Annotated in this window: 12 protein-coding genes and 3 pseudogenes; 11 read left to right on the plus strand and 4 right to left on the minus strand. The window is 69.1% G+C overall.

Translation table 11 applies throughout. The features are described from left to right. Nucleotides 1-118: 118 nt before the first annotated feature. Nucleotides 119-1,345 (minus strand): PP2C family protein-serine/threonine phosphatase, encoded by a 1,227-nt coding sequence (locus tag ACFVXE_RS28825; RefSeq protein WP_389675496.1) that lies wholly within the window; start codon nucleotides 1,343-1,345, stop codon nucleotides 119-121. Between the two features lie 914 nt (nucleotides 1,346-2,259). Between ACFVXE_RS28825 and ACFVXE_RS28830 the strand changes: the two genes are divergently transcribed. Continuing rightward, nucleotides 2,260-3,393, plus strand: coding sequence for an epoxide hydrolase family protein (locus tag ACFVXE_RS28830; RefSeq protein ID WP_389675498.1), 1,134 nt, complete (start codon nucleotides 2,260-2,262; stop codon nucleotides 3,391-3,393). Between the two features lie 266 nt (nucleotides 3,394-3,659). Beyond that, nucleotides 3,660-4,070, plus strand: coding sequence for a VOC family protein (locus ACFVXE_RS28835; protein WP_389675499.1), 411 nt, complete (start codon nucleotides 3,660-3,662; stop codon nucleotides 4,068-4,070). A gap of 70 nt (nucleotides 4,071-4,140) precedes the next feature. On the opposite strand, the gene ACFVXE_RS28840 is transcribed toward ACFVXE_RS28835, so the two are convergent. After that, the gene (locus ACFVXE_RS28840; protein WP_389675501.1) at nucleotides 4,141-4,749 is read right to left on the minus strand and encodes a class I SAM-dependent methyltransferase; all 609 of its coding nucleotides are present in this window, start codon (nucleotides 4,747-4,749) and stop codon (nucleotides 4,141-4,143) included. Here ACFVXE_RS28840 and ACFVXE_RS28845 point away from each other — a divergent pair. The 7 genes and pseudogenes from ACFVXE_RS28845 to ACFVXE_RS28875 all read left to right on the plus strand — a co-directional run. Continuing rightward, nucleotides 4,717-5,379: pseudogene (locus ACFVXE_RS28845) on the plus strand (alpha-ketoacid dehydrogenase subunit beta); the annotation flags it as partial. The gene ACFVXE_RS28840 and the pseudogene ACFVXE_RS28845 sit on opposite strands and share 33 nt — an antisense overlap. Then, a pseudogene (locus tag ACFVXE_RS28850) lies at nucleotides 5,376-6,709 on the plus strand (dihydrolipoamide acetyltransferase family protein). The pseudogenes ACFVXE_RS28845 and ACFVXE_RS28850, both read left to right, overlap by 4 nt. Before the next feature lie 172 nt (nucleotides 6,710-6,881). Beyond that, nucleotides 6,882-7,867: pseudogene (locus ACFVXE_RS28855) on the plus strand (branched-chain amino acid aminotransferase). A gap of 98 nt (nucleotides 7,868-7,965) precedes the next feature. Continuing rightward, nucleotides 7,966-8,319 (plus strand): hypothetical protein, encoded by a 354-nt coding sequence (locus ACFVXE_RS28860; RefSeq protein ID WP_389675503.1) that lies wholly within the window; start codon nucleotides 7,966-7,968, stop codon nucleotides 8,317-8,319. A gap of 325 nt (nucleotides 8,320-8,644) precedes the next feature. Beyond that, the gene (locus tag ACFVXE_RS28865) at nucleotides 8,645-9,391 is read left to right on the plus strand and encodes a nucleotidyltransferase domain-containing protein (protein WP_389675505.1); all 747 of its coding nucleotides are present in this window, start codon (nucleotides 8,645-8,647) and stop codon (nucleotides 9,389-9,391) included. Between the two features lie 711 nt (nucleotides 9,392-10,102). After that, nucleotides 10,103-11,737, plus strand: coding sequence for a ribosomal protection-like ABC-F family protein (abc-f, locus tag ACFVXE_RS28870; protein ID WP_389675506.1), 1,635 nt, complete (start codon nucleotides 10,103-10,105; stop codon nucleotides 11,735-11,737). A 79-nt stretch (nucleotides 11,738-11,816) separates the two neighbouring features. Continuing rightward, nucleotides 11,817-13,553, plus strand: a complete 1,737-nt coding sequence (locus ACFVXE_RS28875) for an ABC-F family ATP-binding cassette domain-containing protein (RefSeq protein ID WP_389675508.1) — start codon at nucleotides 11,817-11,819, stop codon at nucleotides 13,551-13,553. Nucleotides 13,554-13,800: 247 nt separating this feature from the next. On the opposite strand, the gene eno is transcribed toward ACFVXE_RS28875, so the two are convergent. Further along, nucleotides 13,801-15,108 carry a phosphopyruvate hydratase gene (gene eno / locus ACFVXE_RS28880; protein ID WP_389675510.1) on the minus strand — a complete coding sequence of 436 codons (1,308 nt, stop codon included), beginning with the start codon at nucleotides 15,106-15,108 and terminating at the stop codon, nucleotides 13,801-13,803. A 188-nt stretch (nucleotides 15,109-15,296) separates the two neighbouring features. On the opposite strand from eno, the gene ACFVXE_RS28885 reads away from it, so the two are divergent. Then, nucleotides 15,297-15,719: a MarR family winged helix-turn-helix transcriptional regulator gene (locus tag ACFVXE_RS28885; RefSeq protein WP_389675512.1), complete on the plus strand. Its 423-nt coding sequence runs from the start codon at nucleotides 15,297-15,299 to the stop codon at nucleotides 15,717-15,719. Between the two features lie 205 nt (nucleotides 15,720-15,924). Here ACFVXE_RS28885 and ACFVXE_RS28890 read toward each other — a convergent pair whose 3' ends face one another. Then, entirely contained in the window at nucleotides 15,925-16,935 is a 1,011-nt protein-coding gene (locus ACFVXE_RS28890; RefSeq protein ID WP_389675514.1) for an NADP-dependent oxidoreductase, read from the minus strand. A gap of 111 nt (nucleotides 16,936-17,046) precedes the next feature. On the opposite strand from ACFVXE_RS28890, the gene ACFVXE_RS28895 reads away from it, so the two are divergent. Continuing rightward, nucleotides 17,047-17,637 (plus strand): TetR/AcrR family transcriptional regulator, encoded by a 591-nt coding sequence (locus ACFVXE_RS28895; RefSeq protein ID WP_389675516.1) that lies wholly within the window; start codon nucleotides 17,047-17,049, stop codon nucleotides 17,635-17,637. The last annotated feature ends 257 nt before the right edge of the window (nucleotides 17,638-17,894 follow it).

The raw sequence follows: 17,894 nt of genomic DNA on the forward strand, positions 1-17,894 counted from the left end.
GAGCGTAGAGAACTCCATGATCACTCAGGCCCGTGCCTGTACTCATGCCCAGAGTGACCGGCCGTCAGGCAGCGCCACCATTTGCCGGTCGGTCTAAGCCATCCTGCCGTGTGGGCGCTCAGTCAACGATCGCGAGGTGGTCGGCGGCGCCTCCGCGCCACTCGATCATGAAGAGGGTGGCGTCGTCGCTGGTGCGCCCGTTCCGTTCCCTCTTCAGCGTGTGGGATAGCCGGCACAGATCCGCGCGCAGCCCCTGCGCCGGCTCCTCCCCCAGGTGGTTCACGCAGCGGATGAGGCGTCTCTCGCCGAACTGCTCCCCGCCGTCGACATGTTCCTCGATGATGCCGTCGGTGTAGCACAGCACCCGGTCGCCTTGCCGGAGCGCGTGCTCTCTGATCCGGGGCTCCTCACCGCCGAAGCCGACGGGCAGCGTCGTCGCGCTCTCCAGCTGCTGCACGACCCGGCCGTCGCGGATCAGCAGCGGCGCGGGGTGACCGGCGTTGACCAGCTGCATCTCACCGGTGGCGATGTTCACATGCATCAGCTGCGCCGTGACGAAATGGTCGGGTCCGAACTGCCGCGAGATGGCATCGTCCATGATCGCGTACTTCTCGGCCAGGCTGATGCACACGCGCCGGGCATGCCGGTAGGCGCCGATGGCCACGGTCGCCATCGTGGCAGCGTCCAGGCCGTGGCCCATCGCGTCGATCACGGCCGCGTGCAGAATGTTGTCATTGAGGGCGTAGTCGAAGCTGTCGCCGGCGATGCGGTAGGCGGGCTCCAGGATGCCGGCCACCTCGACCTGCGGCACGGACATCGATGTCGGCGGCAACAGGCTCCACTGGATCTCCGCGGACACGCTCATCGGCTCACGGCGCCGGGCCTGGACGAACTGGTCGGTGTAGGCGTTCTTGGTGACCAGCAGGTCGGCGACCAGGCTGGAGAGCCGACTCAGCAGCCGCCGGTCGTCGCCGCCGACGGCGTCCAGGGTGAGGGCCATCACGCCCACCGTGTCGCTGCCGTCCAGCAGCGGCAGGTACATCCGGACGCCCGACGGGCTCTGCGGTACCTCGACGACGCCCCCGCGCAGGAACGCCCGGCCGGCGGGGGAATCAATGATGGACTCGGGCTGGCTGACGTGCAGTTTCCTGCTCGGCAGCGGCACCAGCAGCTCCTGTGCGTAGTCCTGGAGCAGGATGGAGACGTCACGTCCTCCGATTCTGGCCACCCCTTCCGCGACCAGCGGGGCGATCAGTTGTGGCGGCAGGAGCCGCGCCTTGTCCAGCAGCAGACCGAGCAGCCGCTCACCAAAGCCCTCCGACCGATCCACGTCCTCCTCGCCCATGGCCGGTATGCATCTCCTTCCTGCCACCGCCGCGGTCACCGCCTCCGCACAACGTGACCGGATACGCCCGCCTGATCGGCTCATTACGCCAAGCGCGGCGTGTCGGCCCATGTCGTCGGCGGTCCGCGGTTCACTCGGAGCTATGAGCGAGGCTGGGCAACCCCGAGGCTCCCGCACCAGGTAGGCGGCTGAGGGGGAAGCGCCATTGGTGCTTACCCCTCAGCTGTTCATCAACCGATGGTTTCCGGCGAGTCGCGTGCGCGGTCGGAGACATGAGCAGGGGTGTAACCAGGGCGGCGGCCAGGCGACGGTAGAGGCGAACACAGTGGGGGTAGCGGACCGCCGGTCACGGAGGACACGAGCGGTGTTCCATCCAGGTGTGGTGAACGAGAGGTTCCGGCATGTCGTTCGATTCGTCGGGGGTAGCTCGTATCCGCTCGTATCCGCAGGGCTACCGCACTCCGCCCGTTCAGGAAGGAAATTGCACGCCAGCGGAGCAGATCCTCATAAGCGTGGGCATCACCCCCGCATCATCGAGTTGATGCGGACATGGAAGCGGCCCCGTTGGTCTCGCCACCGGAGCCGGCCCTTCCAGGGCGCCACACGTGAGAGTGTGCGTCCTTGCTTCTATGATACACCGCAAATCGTTCTAAAGCGGATTCGCTCCCTGCCTATTCCGTACTGCCGTGCACTACCTGCCCTCCCCCCAGCAACCGCCCCCTCCGGCAGCGTCCCTCCGCCCGCGGAGTTACCGGCATGACTGTCGCCGACCGATTTCGCTGGGCACGGAACAGAAGGTGCACCTGACCGATCGATCCGTGCCTGACAGGGCGGGGAACCACGGTCAATCACGCAGCCAAGACGGGCCCAGGCACGCACCGCTGTCATGCGAGAACGGAACCTTGGAGACTCCTATGACCCGCTACGCGCCCGTGATCGCCGTCCCCGAGGCCGAGCTGAACGAGCTGCGCTCACGGCTGCTCAACACACGCTGGCCGACCCCCTGGCCCGCCACCGGCTGGGAGACCGGCACCGACTCCGGCGAACTACGACGCCTCGTCACCTACTGGGCCTCCGACTACGACTGGCGTACCCACGAAGCCACCATCAACGCCCTGCCGTCTCACCTGGCAGACCTCGACGGAACCCCCGTCCACTACCTGCGCTTCGACGGCGAACACCCCGGCTCCCTACCGATCGTCCTGACCAACGGGTGGCCCAGTTCCTTCCTCGAACTGACCGCCCTCGCCCGCCGGCTGGCCACGCCTTCACGGTACGGGGGTGACGCCGCCGACGCGTTCACCGTCATCGTCCCCTCGCTGCCCGGATTCGCCTTCTCACCTCAGCGGCCCTCGCTCGCGAAGCAGCCGCAGACACATGAGATCTGGCACCGGCTCATGCACGACGAACTCGGCTTCGCCCGCTACGCCGCGCACGGGGGCGACCTGGGCGCCGGCATCACCTCCCGGCTCGGCGAGGCTCACCCCGAGGCCGTGGTTGGCATCCATCTGATGGCGATCGCCAGTCCGGTCGCCTACGACGCGGCCGGTGTCACCCCAGAGGAGCAGGAGTACCTCGATTCCGTCGCTGGGTGGTCCGCGGAAGAAGGCGGGTACCTGCACGAACAGAGCACCCGCCCTCTCACGCTGAGCTATGGTCTGGCCGACTCGCCGACCGGGCTGCTTGCCTGGATCGTCGAGAAATACCGTGCATGGAGCGATTGCGGTGGTGACCTGTCGTCCCGGTTCAGCGACGACTTCCTCCTCACGCAGGCGTCGCTCTACTGGTTCACCCACACCATCTCGACCTCCTTCCGGCCCTACTACGAATACGCCCAGCGGCTGACGAGGCGGGTGGAGCGGGTAAACGTGCCCACGGCCCTCGCCCTGTTCCCGGCCGACCTCACCCAGCCGCCCCGCAGCTGGGCCGAGCGCACGTACAACATCACGAGGTACGTCCGCATGCCCCGTGGCGGACACTTCGCCGCCCACGAGGAACCCGAGCTCCTCGCGCACGACGTCACCGAGTTCTTCCGGGCACACCGATGAACACCGAAACCCGTGAGAGTTCTTGAGCCTCAGGTCCAACTCTGTTTTCACACACTGACGTTGGATGCCCTCGTCCCATACGCGCAGCCGATCCCTTGGAATCGATGACCTAAGTCCACGGTCGTAGGGGCTCCGGGCCGAATGGCATGGGCCCGCGACCGATGCTGCAAGAACGCCTCGTACCTACGCTGACCGAAACGGTCCGCCACGGAAGATGCCGTGACCATTGGCACGCCACCAAACGTGCCATTACGAAGGGGAAGCCCATGCCCGCCAACGGTCAGAGCCACATCCGCGTCGCCCGCCCGTCGCGCGACCTCGTTGCGGCGGAGGAATTCTGGATCCGGGGTCTCGGGCTGAGCGTGCTGTACCGGGCCGAGGGCAGCGACGCGCCCGGAGAGCACGACCTGCTGATGGTCGGCTGGCCCGACGCCTCCTGGCATCTCGAACTCGTCCACGAGGTGGCCGGGCTCGTCGAACCGCAGCCCACCGCGGAGGACCTGCTCGTGATCTATCTCGACGAGCAGGTACCCGAGGAACTGGTAACCCGCCTCGAGGCACACGGCGGCAAGCGCGTCCTGTCCCCCAACCCGTACTGGAACGCGTGGGGCATCACCGTCGAGGACCCGGACGGATACCGGCTCGTGCTCTGCACGCGCGCGTGGTCCAACGCCTGATCCGCACGCGGTCAGTCCGTCCTACGCTCGCTGACCGCTTGCGACCACTGAACCCCTTGGAATCGATCGTCTAGTGCCGGTGCCAGACCAGCGTGTAGCGCCAAAACTGTCGTCGGTGCAGTCGTGCACCGGGTAGCGCCTGGTGGGCGTCGCGAACGATGTCTGCAAAGGTCATAGTCGCCGGTCGGATCGGGGCGGTCATTGAGGCTGGTCGCGGCGCCTTGCGGCCCTTGTTCTTGATCCAGGCCATGGCGATGTTCGCCGGAATGGCCACGGCGTCGATCAGGTAGTCGCTCCGAGACTGCGGGCGATAGACGCCGACGACGACCAGGGTTCCACCGGGCGCCAGGTGCTGGCGGAAACAGGTGAGGGCGTCGCTGAACGGCATGTGGTGGATGGCGGCGACACATGTGATGACGTCGTAGAGGCCAGACGGCACCTCCTTCAATGCGTCTCCGACAGCGAAGGTCACCGGGGCGGCGGGGTCTGTGAGCTCCCGCGCGCGATCGACGATCGTGGGATCGACGTCGATACCGTGCACTGCTCCGGCCTGTGAGGCCAGGAGTCTGGCGAGGTCGCCGCTACCTGATCCGACGTCCAGAGCCCTGTTGATACGTCTGGGGAGCTGACGCAGGATCCATCGGCCTACGGTGGCGGGATCGGCGGAGTCGAGCACCACAGCGACTCCAGCGAGGCGTACTACGCCCACACCCCGGGGCTGAAGGTCGTCACCCCGGCGACCGTCGAGGACGCCTACTGGCTGCTGCGGGATGCGGTCCGGGATCCGGACCCGGTCGTGTTCCTGGAGCCCAAGAAGCTGTACTGGTCCAGGGCGGACGCCGATCCTGAGCGGCGGGACGCGGCGGAGTTCGGCCGTGCGGTGGTGCGGCGCGCGGGGCGCGACGCCACGCTGGTCGCCTACGGCCCCTCGGTCCCGATCGCCCTGGAGGCGGCGGCCGAGGCGGCGCGGGAGGGACTCGACCTGGAGGTCGTGGACCTGCGCACGCTCGTACCGTTCGACGACGAGACGGTGACCGCGTCGGTGCGGCGCACCGGCCGCTGCGTGGTCGTGCAGGAGGCGCAGGGGTTCGCGGGCGTCGGGGCCGAGATCGTCGCGCGGGTACAGGAGCGCTGCTTCCACTCGCTGGCCGCTCCTGTGCTGCGCGTCGCCGGCTTCGACATCCCGTACCCGCCACCCAAGTTGGAGCACGCCTATCTACCCGGGGTGGACCGGGTGCTGGACGCGGTGCACCGACTGCAGTACTCCGACGAGCCGGACACCCGCTTCCTCACCCGGGGGGCCGCATGACCACCGCGCCGGAGAGCCGGGTCTTCGCTCTGCCCGACCTCGGCGAGGGCCTCACCGAGGCGGAGGTCGTCGAGTGGCGGGTCGGTGTGGGTTCCACCGTGGAGATCGACCAGGTGGTGGTGGAGGTCGAGACGGTGAAGGCGGCCGTCGAAGTGCCCGTGCCGTACGCGGGGGCCGTGCTGGAGCTGCACGCCGAGGTGGGGGCGGTGGTCGCGGTGGGGCCCCATTGATCTCCGTCGCGGGCGGCGGGACGGGAACGGAGCCGGCGGCTGGGGAGCGTGGCGGTGCGCATTCCCCCGGTGGAAGCGGCCGTGTCCTCGTCGGCTACGGGACGGACCATGCGCCGGCCGGCCGTCGCCGACGCGGCCGGGGTGGCGCCGTCCCGTCCGGGGCGGCCGACGGTGCCGGCCCGGCAGCCCTACCCCTGGTCATCTCCCCGCTGGTCCGCTCGCTCGCACGCGAGCACGGTGTGGACGTCGCCCGGCTCTCGCCCAGCGGGCCGCACGGAGTCGTCCTGCGCCGCGACGTCGAGCAAGCGATGAGCCGGAACACCGCGGCGCGGGAGGCGATGTCCCGGGAGGCTGTGGCACAGGAGGCCCGGCCCGACACGGTACCCGCTCCCACTGCACCGGCGTCCGACGACATGCGGCGCATCCCCTTGCGAGGCCGGCTGCGGACGGCGGCCGAGAAGCTCTCCAGGAGTGGTGCGGTCCCCAGTGCCACCACATGGGTGGATGTGGACGCGACCGGGCTGCTGCAGGCACGGGAGGCGCTCCGCTCCACGGAACCCGGCCGCGACATAAGCCTGTTGGCGCTGCTTGCGCGCATCTGTGCGGTGGGACTCGGAAGGTTCCCGGAGCTGAACTCGACGGTGGACGAGGAACAGGGCGAGATCGTGCGCTTCTCCCACGTGCACCTGGGCTTCGCCGCTCAGACCGGAACCGGTCTGGTCGTCCCCGTGGCGCGCGACGCGCAGCGGCTGACGACCGCCGAACTGGCGGCCGAACTCGCCCGCCTGACCGCCCAAGCACGCTCCGGCGCCCTGCACCCCCGGTCTCTCACCGGGGGAACGTTCACACTCAACAACTACGGTGTCTTCGGTGTCGACGGCTCCACCCCGCTCCTCAACCACCCCGAAGCGGCCATGCTCGGCGTCGGCCGCATCACCGACAAGCCCTGGGTGGTCGACGGACAACTCGCCGTCCGCAAGGTGACCCAGCTCTCCCTCACGTTCGACCACCGCGTATGCGACGGAGGCACCGCGGGGGGCTTCCTGCGCTACGTCGCGGACCGCGTGGAGCGCCCGACGCTGCTCCTGGCGGACCTGTGACCTGGCACGGCATCGATGAAATGAACACAGAAGGAGTTGACCGGAGTTGACGAGGAGTGCCACACATCCGTCGGAGCGTTTCCCCCTGGCGCGCACGGCGCATCCGGTGCCCGAGGCCGAACGGGCGGCCATCCTGGCCGCACCGGGCTTCGGCAGACACTTCACCGACCACATGGCCTCGGCCGTCTGGACGCCGGAGGCCGACTGGCACAACCACTCGGTGGCCGCCCTGGAGCCGTTCTCCCTGCACCCGAGTGCGGCCGTACTGCACTACGCGCGCAGGAGATCTTCGAGGGCCTCAAAGCCTATCGGCACGCGGACGGGAGTGTCTGGCTCTTCCGTCCGGAACGCAACGCACGCCGCTTCGCACGCTCCGCGGAACGGATGGGGCTGCCCGCGCTCCCGGAGGACGACTTCCTCGCCGGCATCGAGGCTCTGATCCGTGCGGACGAGCCGTGGGTACCGGTGACCACGGGCGAGGAAAGCCTGTACATCAGGCCGTTCATGTTCGCCGCGGAGTCCTTCCTCGGAGTGCGCCCCGCCGAGCGCATCGTCCACTGCGTGATCGCGTGCCCCGCACAGCCCTACTTCGCGTCGGCGACCAGCGGGGTGACCCTGTGGGTGAGCAGGTCCTACACGCGCGCGGGCAGGGGCGGTACGGGTGCCGCGAAATGCGGAGGCAACTACGGTGCGAGCCTCGCCGCCCAGGTCGAGGCGGAAGCGAACGGCTGCGATCAGGTCCTGTACCTGGACAGCGCGGGTGAGGACGGCTGCGTGGAGGAGTCCGGGGCGATGAACCTGTTCCTGGTCACCTCCCGCGGTGAGCTGATCACCCCTGCGCTCGGCACCATCCTCGAAGGCATCACCCGTGACACGGTCCTGGCACTCGCCCCCGAGTTCGGCCTGACACCGGTCGAGCGGGCCGTCACCTTCAAGGAACTGAGCACCGGCATCACGGACGGCACGGTCACGGAGGTCTTCGCGGCGGGCACGGCGGCCGTGATCACCCCTGTGGCCGGGATCAAGGGCGAGGGGTACGCGCTCACGATCGGTGGCGGTGAGCCGGGTAAGCAGACGGCGGCGCTGCGCGAACGGGTGCTCGACATCCAGTACGGCCGGGTCGAGGACACACACGGCTGGCTGAGGCGCGTGTGCTGATGGTTCGTCATCAATACACGGAACATGAGGACTTCCTCAGGTGTGGCTTGGTCTCCACCGCACTGATCGGCTGATGACGGGAAGGGCGAGCGATCCACTTGACGTCATTCTGCGAGCTTGCGCTGCTCTCCGACGCGTACGACCACCCCGTCGCGGTCATGGCGGGCGGACACCGGCCTCCGGATGTACCCCGGCACCCCGTAGAAGCGGTCACGCTCGTGCTGCTCGGGCTACTGGCCCTGGGCATCGGCTCCCTGTGGGCCGCCGACTTCCGGGCGGTGGCCACCCGCCTGTACCACCGTCAGGTTCGGGAGCGGCAGGGTCTGCCGCCGCGGCTTCGCCGAGTGACGCCTCCCCCGACGCACCCGTCCGTTCAGCGCGGGCTGGGAGCGGTGCTCGCGATGGTCGGATGCGTCTTCGTCGTCGGCGGCGTGTGCGCTCTCATGCCGTGACGTCCACACTCCGCACCCTGAAGGTCGGGAATTCCTACCCCTTACCTCCTGTCTCCCGCCGAGCCCGTCGAAGCCTGCGTCCGCTCATCAAGAACGACGCCAGGCCGGGCGGCGTGATCGGTGTGGACACCACCACGCCGTGCCGTCCCCGCAGGAGACGGACCGACTCGAGTCCAGGTTCCTTCCCGGATCCGAGCACGCCGGCCACCTGTCCGTCATCGGGGCTGGGCCGGGCGGCACGGACCATGAGCACGCCTCCCAGAACTCCACGTGGGAACGGAAAACCCAGTCGCGGTTGGTCAAGGTTCCTGAAACCCTGACCGGCATGACCCCGGACCCCGTTGACCAGGCTCGACGTCTCGTGTGTGACCGTTTCCCCGATGCGCTCGCCGTGATCCTTGCCGGGTCGTCGGCTGCGGGGCGAGTCACTGCCAGCAGTGACCTGGACATCGCGGTGCTCATCGGGGACGGTGGCGAGACCTGCCGGGAGACGATCCGGTTCGAGGGACGTGTCGTGGAGCTCTTCATCCACACACGTGCCGGTCTCGTGGAGCTCTTCGCTGCGGACGTAGCTGCACGTCGCGCGGTCCTGCAGAGCATGTATGCCACCGGTCTCGTCCTGGTCGACACGAATGGTGAGGCCGGACGCGCCCGCGCCCTGGCCGAGGCGGACCTCTGCGCGGGTCCGCCGTCGCTGGCACCGGACACGGTCGAGACAAGGAGGTACGGGCTGACGGACGCTCTGGACGATCTCGCCGATGCGGACGACCACATCGAGCGTCTTGCGGTGGCGGGGTTCGTTCTGAACGCTGCGGCCGATCTGGTCTGCGACTACCAGCGTGCGTGGATCGGCGGCGGGAAATGGTTGCCGCGGCGGCTTCTGGAGGCGGACGCAGAGCTTGGGGCCGCCCTGCTCGAAGCGCATCTGCACCTGTGCAAGTCGGGAGACGCGGGGCCCATGATGGACGCGGCATCAGAGATCCTCGACCTGGTCGGCGGCCCTCTTCGCGAGGGCTATCGCAGGACCTGGCGCGGTGTCATCGAATCGGTTGCTGCCACCTCCGGGCGTTGACGAGCTGAGGCCGGTGACGGCGTCGATGGCCATCGAGTGCGGTCGCCGGGGGCGTAGTGCTCCCAGGTTCCGATACGCCCACCGGCAGTGGGAAACCCTTCCCCCACCCGAAGAGCTTCGTGAGCGCGGCCGCTCGCCGACTCCACTCCCTGCCACGGATCCGGTGCGGATGCTCCGGAGCCTCGCGGCGCCGGCGCCGAGCATGCCCAGCACCGCCCGTCGTCCCACCGATGCGCCCCCGGCCCTCGGCTTCGGCCGGCCTGCCGTGGTCGGTGTGCTCCTTCGCAGTGATCACGACCCCGGAGGTATGTGGTCGCGCGGGAAACGAGGCACCGGCCGGGCTGATGCACACGTGTGTACGCCGCCAAGCCACCACCGTCACCCTTTCAACTGGCGACGTGACATGGGGTTCTTCGACTGCCGACGACGCGCCGGCGACACACGCCTGCGAGGGAACTGAGCGTTCGCCGCGTCGCAGTCACCGCGACGGGCATAGGTGAGCTGCTAAGATGCTGGTGACGTAGATCGTCTATCGAGGAGTCACAGACATGGTGGGTGAAGACGACATCTCCGGATGAGATCCGGATCTGACGGCCACCGGCCCGCACGCACGAGCGCTGCCGCCGTGGTCCGTTCTGTCGCACCCCTTTCCCATGTCTGCCCAGGGCAGCGATCCGTAGTTCTGCCCTCAGTACCTTCGAGGTCACTTCCATGTCCGACGCCGCCATCGTCTGCTCGAACCTCTCCTTCTCCTGGCCCGACGACACCCCTGTCTTCCACGACCTGTCCTTCAGCGTGCCCCCCGGCCGTACCGGCCTGGTCGCCCCCAACGGCTCCGGCAAGAGCACCCTGCTCAAACTGATCGCCGGTGAACTGAAGCCCGCCACCGGCGCGGTGTCCGCCACGGGCACCATCGGCTACCTCCCGCAGAACCTTCCCCTGACCGGGAACCTCACGGTCGCCGAGGTACTCGGTGTCGCCGAGGTGATCCGCGCCCTGGACGCCGTGGAGTCCGGGGACGTAGGCGAAGAGCACTTCACCGTCATCGGCGACGACTGGGACGTGGAGGAGCGCACCCGCGCCCAACTCGACCGTCTGGGACTCGCCGACCTCACACTGGACCGCAGCCTCAGCACGCTCAGCGGCGGCCAGGTCGTGTCGCTCGGCCTCGCCGCCCAGCTGCTCAAGCGCCCCGACGTGCTCCTGCTCGACGAGCCCACCAACAACCTCGACCTGGAGGCCCGACACAAGCTGTACGACGTGCTGTCGGACTTCAACGGCTGTCTGCTTCTGGTCAGCCACGACCGCGCGCTGCTCGACCGTATGGAACGCATCGCCGAACTCGGCAGCGACGAACTGCGCCTGTACGGCGGGAATTTCACGGAGTACGAGGATGCCGTCCGCGCCGAGCAGGAGGTCGCCGAGAAGAACGTCCGCAACGCCGAGCAGGAACTCAAGCGGGAGAAGCGGGAGTTGCAGCAGGCCCGCGAACGCGCCGAGCGCCGCGCGAGCAACGCCGCCCGCAACCTCAAGAACGCCGGCCTGCCGCGCATCTTCGCCGGCAACATGAAGCGGGGCGCCCAGGAGTCCGCGGGCAGGTCCGGGCAGATGCACGCCTCCCGGGTCAGCGAGGCCAAGTCCCGCCTGGACGAGGCCGGGCGGGCGCTGCGCGAGGAACAGCGCCTCACCCTGGAACTGCCCGACACCCAGGTACCCGCCGGGCGCAATCTCTTCCTCGGCGAGGGGATGCAGGCACGTCTCGGGGACAAGACCGTGTTCGCTCCGAGCGGTGTCGACCTGACCGTCCGGGGTCCGGAGCGCATCGCACTGACCGGCCCCAACGGCGCAGGCAAGACCACCCTGATGCGTCTCATCACGGGCGACCTCGCCCCGGACTGCGGGGAGATCAAGCGCAACGACGGCCGGATCGCCTATCTCTCGCAGCGCCTGGACCTGCTGGACCCGGACCGTACGGTGGCGGAGAACTTCGCCGAGTTCGCCCCCGAGCGGCCCGAGGCGGAGCGGATGAACCTGCTCGCCCGCTTCCTCTTCCGGGGCGCGCGAGCGCACCTGCCTGTCAACGTGCTCTCCGGCGGAGAACGGCTGCGTGCCACCCTGGCCTGCGTGCTGTGCGCCGATCCCGCCCCCCATCTACTGCTGCTCGACGAGCCGACGAACAACCTCGACCTGGTCAGCGCGGGCCAGCTGGAGGGCGCGCTCAACTCCTACCAGGGGGCTTTCATGGTGGTCAGCCACGACGAGCGGTTCCTCGCCGCGATCGGGGTCGGCCGCTGGCTGCGGCTGGCCGACGGAGTGCTCACGGAGACAGGAGCCCCCGCGGTGTGACCCGTCGGCGCGTGCGGTGGCCCGCGTCCGAGGCCGAGTGCCCGGCGGGCCGACCACCGACCACACCCGAGGGACACCCATGCCCCAGCCCGCTCTGCTCGCCCACGACGTCGTCCGCTCCCTGGGCGGCCGACGCGTTCTCGACGGCATCAGCCTGACCGCCTCCGCCGGCCATCGCATCGGTCTGATCGGGGAGAACGGCGTCGGCAAGTCCACCCTGCTGCGGGTGCTCGCAGGCGTGGACGAACCCGACGCCGGAAGCGTCACCCGCCCCGGCGACCTCGGTTTCCTCCACCAGGAGATGCCGTTCGACGCAGCCTCGTCCCTGGCCTCGGTGCTGGACGAAGCGCTCCGCGAGGCCCGCGAGGACCTCGCGGAGCTCGACCGGCTCGGCGAGGAGCTGGCCCGACTCCCGGAGGACCACCGCGGCCACCGGGAACTCCTCGACGCCTACGGCAGGCGGCTGGAGCAGGCCCAGGACCGCGAGTCCTGGGACGCCGACCGCCGCGCCGCCCTCGTGCTGGACGGCCTGGGCCTCGGCCCGGTCGGGCACGAGCGCACGCTCGGCTCGCTCTCCGGCGGGCAGCGCGGCCGGCTGGCCCTGGCAGCGCTGCTCGTGCGGCGGCCGTCGGCACTGCTGCTGGACGAACCGACCAACCATCTCGACGACGACGCCGCAGCGTTCCTGGAGGAACAGATCCGCGGCCTGCCCGGGACCGTGGTGCTCGCCAGTCACGACCGGGCGTTCCTCGACGCCGTCTGCACCGACCTGATCGACCTCGACCCGGCAGTGGACGGCCCGGTGCGGTACGGCGGCAACTACAGCGCCTACCTGTCCGAGAAGCGCGCCGAGCGGGAGCGCTGGGAGCAGCGGTACGCCGAGGAGCAGGAGGAACTCGCAGGGCTGCGGCACTCGGCGGGGGTGACCGCACACCGGCTCGCTCCGGACAGGGAGCGGCGCGACAACGAGAAGATGGGGTACGGCCACCGGGCGGGCCGGGTGCAGAACCAGATCTCCCGCCGAGTGCGCAACGCCACCCGGCGGCTCGAGGATCTGGAGCGCACCCGGGTCGCCGAACCGTCTCGGCCGCTGCGGTTCGCAGCCGGGGATCTGGCCGCACAGGCGGAGGAGAGCCCGCAACCGCTGGTGTCCCTGCGGGGCGTTCGAGTACCCGGCCGGTTCGCGCTGGACGGTCTGGAGGTGACGGCAGCCGACCGCCTGCTGGTCACCGGCGGCAACGGGGCGGGCAAGTCGACGCTGCTCGCTGTGCTCGCCGGACGTCTCGCCGCCGACGGCGAAGTGCGAAGGAGGCACCGGCTGACGGTGGGGCTGCTCACCCAGGACACCGTCTTCGAACGGCCCGGACGCACGGTCCGGGACACCTACGAGCTGTCGGTGGGTTCGACGCGGGCCGAGAAGGTGCCGCTCGGCTCGCTCGGCCTGATGCACGAGGCGGACCTGGACAAGCCGGTCGGGCAGCTGTCCGTGGGACAGCGCCGGCGTCTCGCGCTGGCCCTCCTGGTGGCGCGTCCGCCACAACTGTTGCTGCTCGACGAGCCCACGAACCACCTCTCACCGCGCCTGTGCGACGAGCTGGAGGAGGCACTGGGCACCGGACCCGGTGCGATCGTGGTCGCCAGCCATGACCGGTGGCTGCGGCGGCGGTGGCAGGGCCGGGAGATCCGGCTGGTGCAGCTCCCGACGAACGTGACATCGAAGGACCAGAACTCGAAGATGGACCGAGGAACGCAGGCCGGTACCGGGTCGCCCGGACCTGCCAGCCGATACCTGGATCACATTCGACGCCTCGGCTGAGGTCCAGGGCTGACCTGAGCTCTTCGGTGCTGTCGAGCATGAATCGGCAGCACCGAAAACGGACCTCCGCACCAGAAGGCGTTCCGGTGGTGATCTCCCAGGTCGCGGGGGATGGACGACCGATGCGAGCGGTATGCGCGGTGCGGACCAGGCGCTCGGCCAGCGGACAGGTCTACGACTGCATACTCCCGGCGCGCGGGCCCCCGATCGTGATCGAGGGGCCCGCGCGGTCTCCTCCGCCTGCTGTTTACCCCCGACGCAGTGCGGAGCGGCCCGCGAAGCGCGCCGAGTCGCCCAACTCCTCTTCGATCCGGATGAGTTGGTTGTACTTCGCCGTGCGGTCGGAGCGGGAGAGCGAACCGGTCTTGATCTGACCGCAGCCGGTCGCCACAGCCAGATCCGCGATGGTGGTGTCCTCCGTCTCGCCCGAGCGGTGCGACATGACAGCCGTCCAGCCCGCCTGGTGGGCCGTGGCCACCGCGGCCAGCGCCTCGGTCAGGGTGCCGATCTGATTGACCTTGACCAGGACCGAGTTGCCGACGCCGGTGCGGATGCCCTCGCGCAGCAGTGTCTCGTTGGTGCAGAACACGTCGTCGCCGGTGAGCTGACAGCGGTCGCCGACGCGGGCGGTCAGCTCGCGCCAGCCGTCGAGGTCGTTCTCCGCCATCGGGTCCTCGATGGAGACGACCGGGTAGGTGTCGATGAGCTCGGCCAGGTAGTCGGCGTGCTCGGAGGGGGTGCGGCGCACCCCCTCGCCCGCATAGTCGTACACCCCGTCGCGGTAGAACTCCGACGTCGCAGGGTCCATGACCAGGCCGATGTCCGCGCCGGGGCGGTAGCCGGTGCGCTCGATGGCGGCCATCACGAAGTCGAGTGCCTCCTCAGCGGTACGCAGCGCGGGCGCGAAGCCACCCTCGTCGCCGACGCCCGTGGAGTGCCCGGCAGCCAGCAGATCGCGGCGCAGGGTGTGGAAGACCTCGCTGCCCATGCGGACAGCTTCGGCGAAGGTGTCCGCGCCCACCGGCGCGATCATGAACTCCTGGAAATCCAGCGGATTGTCGGCGTGGGCGCCGCCGTTGACGATGTTCATCATCGGTAGCGGCAGGAGGTGGGCGTCGGCGCCGCCGAGGTAGCGGTAGAGAGGCTGGCGGTGGGCCGCCGCGGTTGCCTTGGCTACGGCGAGGGAGACGCCGAGGATCGCGTTGGCGCCGAGCCGAGACTTCGTGGCGGTGCCGTCGAGGGCGACGAGCGCGGCGTCGAGAGCCGCCTGGTCGGCCGCGTCCCGGCCGCGCACGGAGGCCGCGATCTCCCCGTTGACGTGGGCCACCGCGCGGTCGACTCCCTTGCCGTGCCAGCGCGTGGAGTCTCCGTCGCGCAGTTCCACGGCCTCCCGGGCACCGGTGGAGGCGCCGGAGGGGACAGCCGCGCGCCCCAGGGACCCGTCCGCCAGGACGACGTCGACCTCGACCGTGGGGTTGCCCCGACTGTCGATGATGCGGCGGGCGGTGACGGTCTCGATGGCGGCGTTGACGGTTCCGACTGTCTTTGCGGACATCGGAGTTCCTTCCCGTGGTCGTGTGCCGTGGCCCCGGCTGCGACAACGCTGGCGCTGAGCCCGACATCACAAACTGTACAGCAATGCTGCTCAGTTTTGCTGTACAGCAATGCTGATCAGTGTCGCTGTACAGCATTGCTGTGCAGGTCAGGTGCACAGCTTTGCTGCCCAACGGGGTAAAGTGCCCTATGCCCACCTCGGAAGCCGCCGCCATCGCCGCCGAACTGCGCACCGCGATGGGCAAGCTCACCCGACGCGTCAAACACGAGGACCACATCCCGCTGGGTCAGGTCGCCGTGCTCGGTGCACTCGACCGCGACGGCGCCATGACCACCAGCGACCTCGCCGCCGATCAGCGCGTACGCCCCCAGTCGATGGCCCGGGTGGTGGGGCTGCTCATGGACCAGAACCTGATCACGCGCCGGGCACACCCCACGGACGGCCGCAAGTCGCTGGTCGAACTGTCGGATGCGGGCCGGGCCGCGCTCGAAGCGGAGCGCGGCCGCAGGGCGGGTTGGCTCACGCAGGCCATCGAGGCCGAACTCACCGATGAGGAACGGGCATTGCTGGCGCGGAGCGCCGCCCTGCTGAAGCGGCTCGCCTCACGCTAGTGTCCGGAGTCAGCGTCGCCCGCTCGGACACCGCCCGGAACTTCACCGCACCCACGAGCCGGTCCGCCACCCCTACAGCTCCGGAGTCGACGAGGGCCGCACCACCGACGTCAAACTCCAGAAACGCGTCATGGGCGGCCGGGCCGGCGTCCCACTCCTCCGCCACCGAGTCGTACTGATCGCCCACTCATGCCACTGCTCGTTCCTAAGCGACCGTGAGCACGATCTTGCCCTGGATGTGTCCTCGGGCGGCGCGTTCGTGCGCGGCTCGGGCATCCGCGAGCGCAAACGTACTGTCGATCGCAACTCGGACCGTGCCCGCGTCGAGCAGGCGTCCCAGTTCGGCAAGCTGCGCGCCGTTCGAGCGGACCTGGGTGCCCGTGACTGTGACGCCCAGCTTCATGGTCTCTTCTTCGTCGAAATCGCCGAAGAACACGGGGAACTGAGAGCCGCCGCGCTTGAGCGTACGCAGGAATCGCTTGCTGTCGGGGCCGCCGACGGCGTCGAGAACAAGGTCGACGTCGTGCACGAGTTCCTCGGGCCGGCTCTTGGTGTAGTCGATGAACTCGTCGGCGCCAAGCTCACTCAGGAACAATTCATGCGCGCCCGACGCCACCGCGATGACACGTGCACCCTTCCATTTCGCCAGCTGTAGCGCGAAGTGCCCCACGCCGCCCGCGGCGCCGTTGACGAGCACCGTCATGTTGGCGTCGAGTGGCACCGGACGATGCTGCGCCGCCTGGAAGGGCGACGGGTGATCGTGTCCGAGCTCGATCAGGAACTGCCACGCGGTGAGCCCGGCCATAGGCGCCCCGGCGGCATGCACGTGATCGATCCCGGCCGGCTTGAGTGCGAGGTCCGACGCAGGCGCGGCCACGTACTCGGCATATGTGCTGCCATCGAAGCTGGGGAAGCGAAGGAGACCGAAGACTTCATCACCCACGGAGAGGCCGTCGACACCCGGGGCAACGGCCTCGACGACGCCCGACAGGTCTGTCCCCGGAACCACGGGCAGGCTGAACTTCGGCCTCACCTCCGGAGGCAGGTTGGACATCCCGTCGCGCAGGTACCAGTCGGGAGGGTTGACACCGACCGCATGCACGCGGACGAGCACCTCACCCGGCCCCAGCTCGGGAATCGGCACCTCGTCGTAACGCAGGACTTCAGGGCCGCCGTGCTCATGGAGCCGGACCGCCCTCATCGTGTGTGTCGGCATTGTTTTCTCCTGCCCGTACTGCGGGATAGGCTTATTCGGATCAGCGATCCACATAAACGGACCACTGATCCGAATATATGGACCACTGATCCGAATAGTCAAGAGGGACGGATGCGCGCCGACGCCAGGAAGAACCGCGACCACCTACTCGCAGTAGCGAGCACCGCCATCACCGAGCAAGGCGTCGACGTGTCACTGCGCGACATCGCACGCAGGGCCGACGTCGGACTCGCGACGCTGTTGCGTCACTTCCCGACGCGCGAAGCGTTGCTCGACGCCCTGCTCCGCACGAGCTTCGACGAGCTGACCGCCAAGGCAGGCGCCCTCGAAACGTCCAGCTCGCCCGCCGATGCTCTCGTTTCGTGGCTACGCGACTGCGTCGCGTGGACAACCGAGTACCGGGGTGCGATCGTCCTGATGACAGCCGCCATCGAAGACACCGAGTCCGCACTCCACGCTTCGTGCGTCACTCTGCGCGCGGCCGGTGCGCAGCTCCTCACCCGCGCCCAGACCGCGGGCATGGCACGGACCGACATCGATGGCGCCGATTTGTTCGCGCTGGTAGCGGCGCTCGCTTGGCTCGGTGATCAACGCTCGCTCGCGCCACGCGCCGATCACCTCTTCGACGTTGTCGCAAGCGCGATCCTGACCAGCGCAGCCAGCAGCGACGCGGAGGGGGAACGCCCGCCCTCGCGCCCGTAGCCGAAGTCGTCGCACATGCGGGTCCGGTGAACTCGGCGGTGAGCAAGGGTTACCCCGCCGGGGCCTTGGGCTCTGAACGACCTCAGCTTCGAGGCCGGGTCAGGAGAGATCACGCCCCTGGTGAGGCCCTCCGGATGCGGCAAGACCCCGTTGCTGTGCATGACCAACCGCATGGTCGGGCCCGACTCGGCCGGCGCCGCCGAACGGTCGGGAGACCGCCACCATCGCCGCGCACGAATTGCGCCGAGGCATCGGTT

It is taken from the genome of Streptomyces sp. NPDC058231 (assembly GCF_042882275.1).
Taxonomy (GTDB): Bacteria; Actinomycetota; Actinomycetes; order Streptomycetales; family Streptomycetaceae; genus Streptomyces.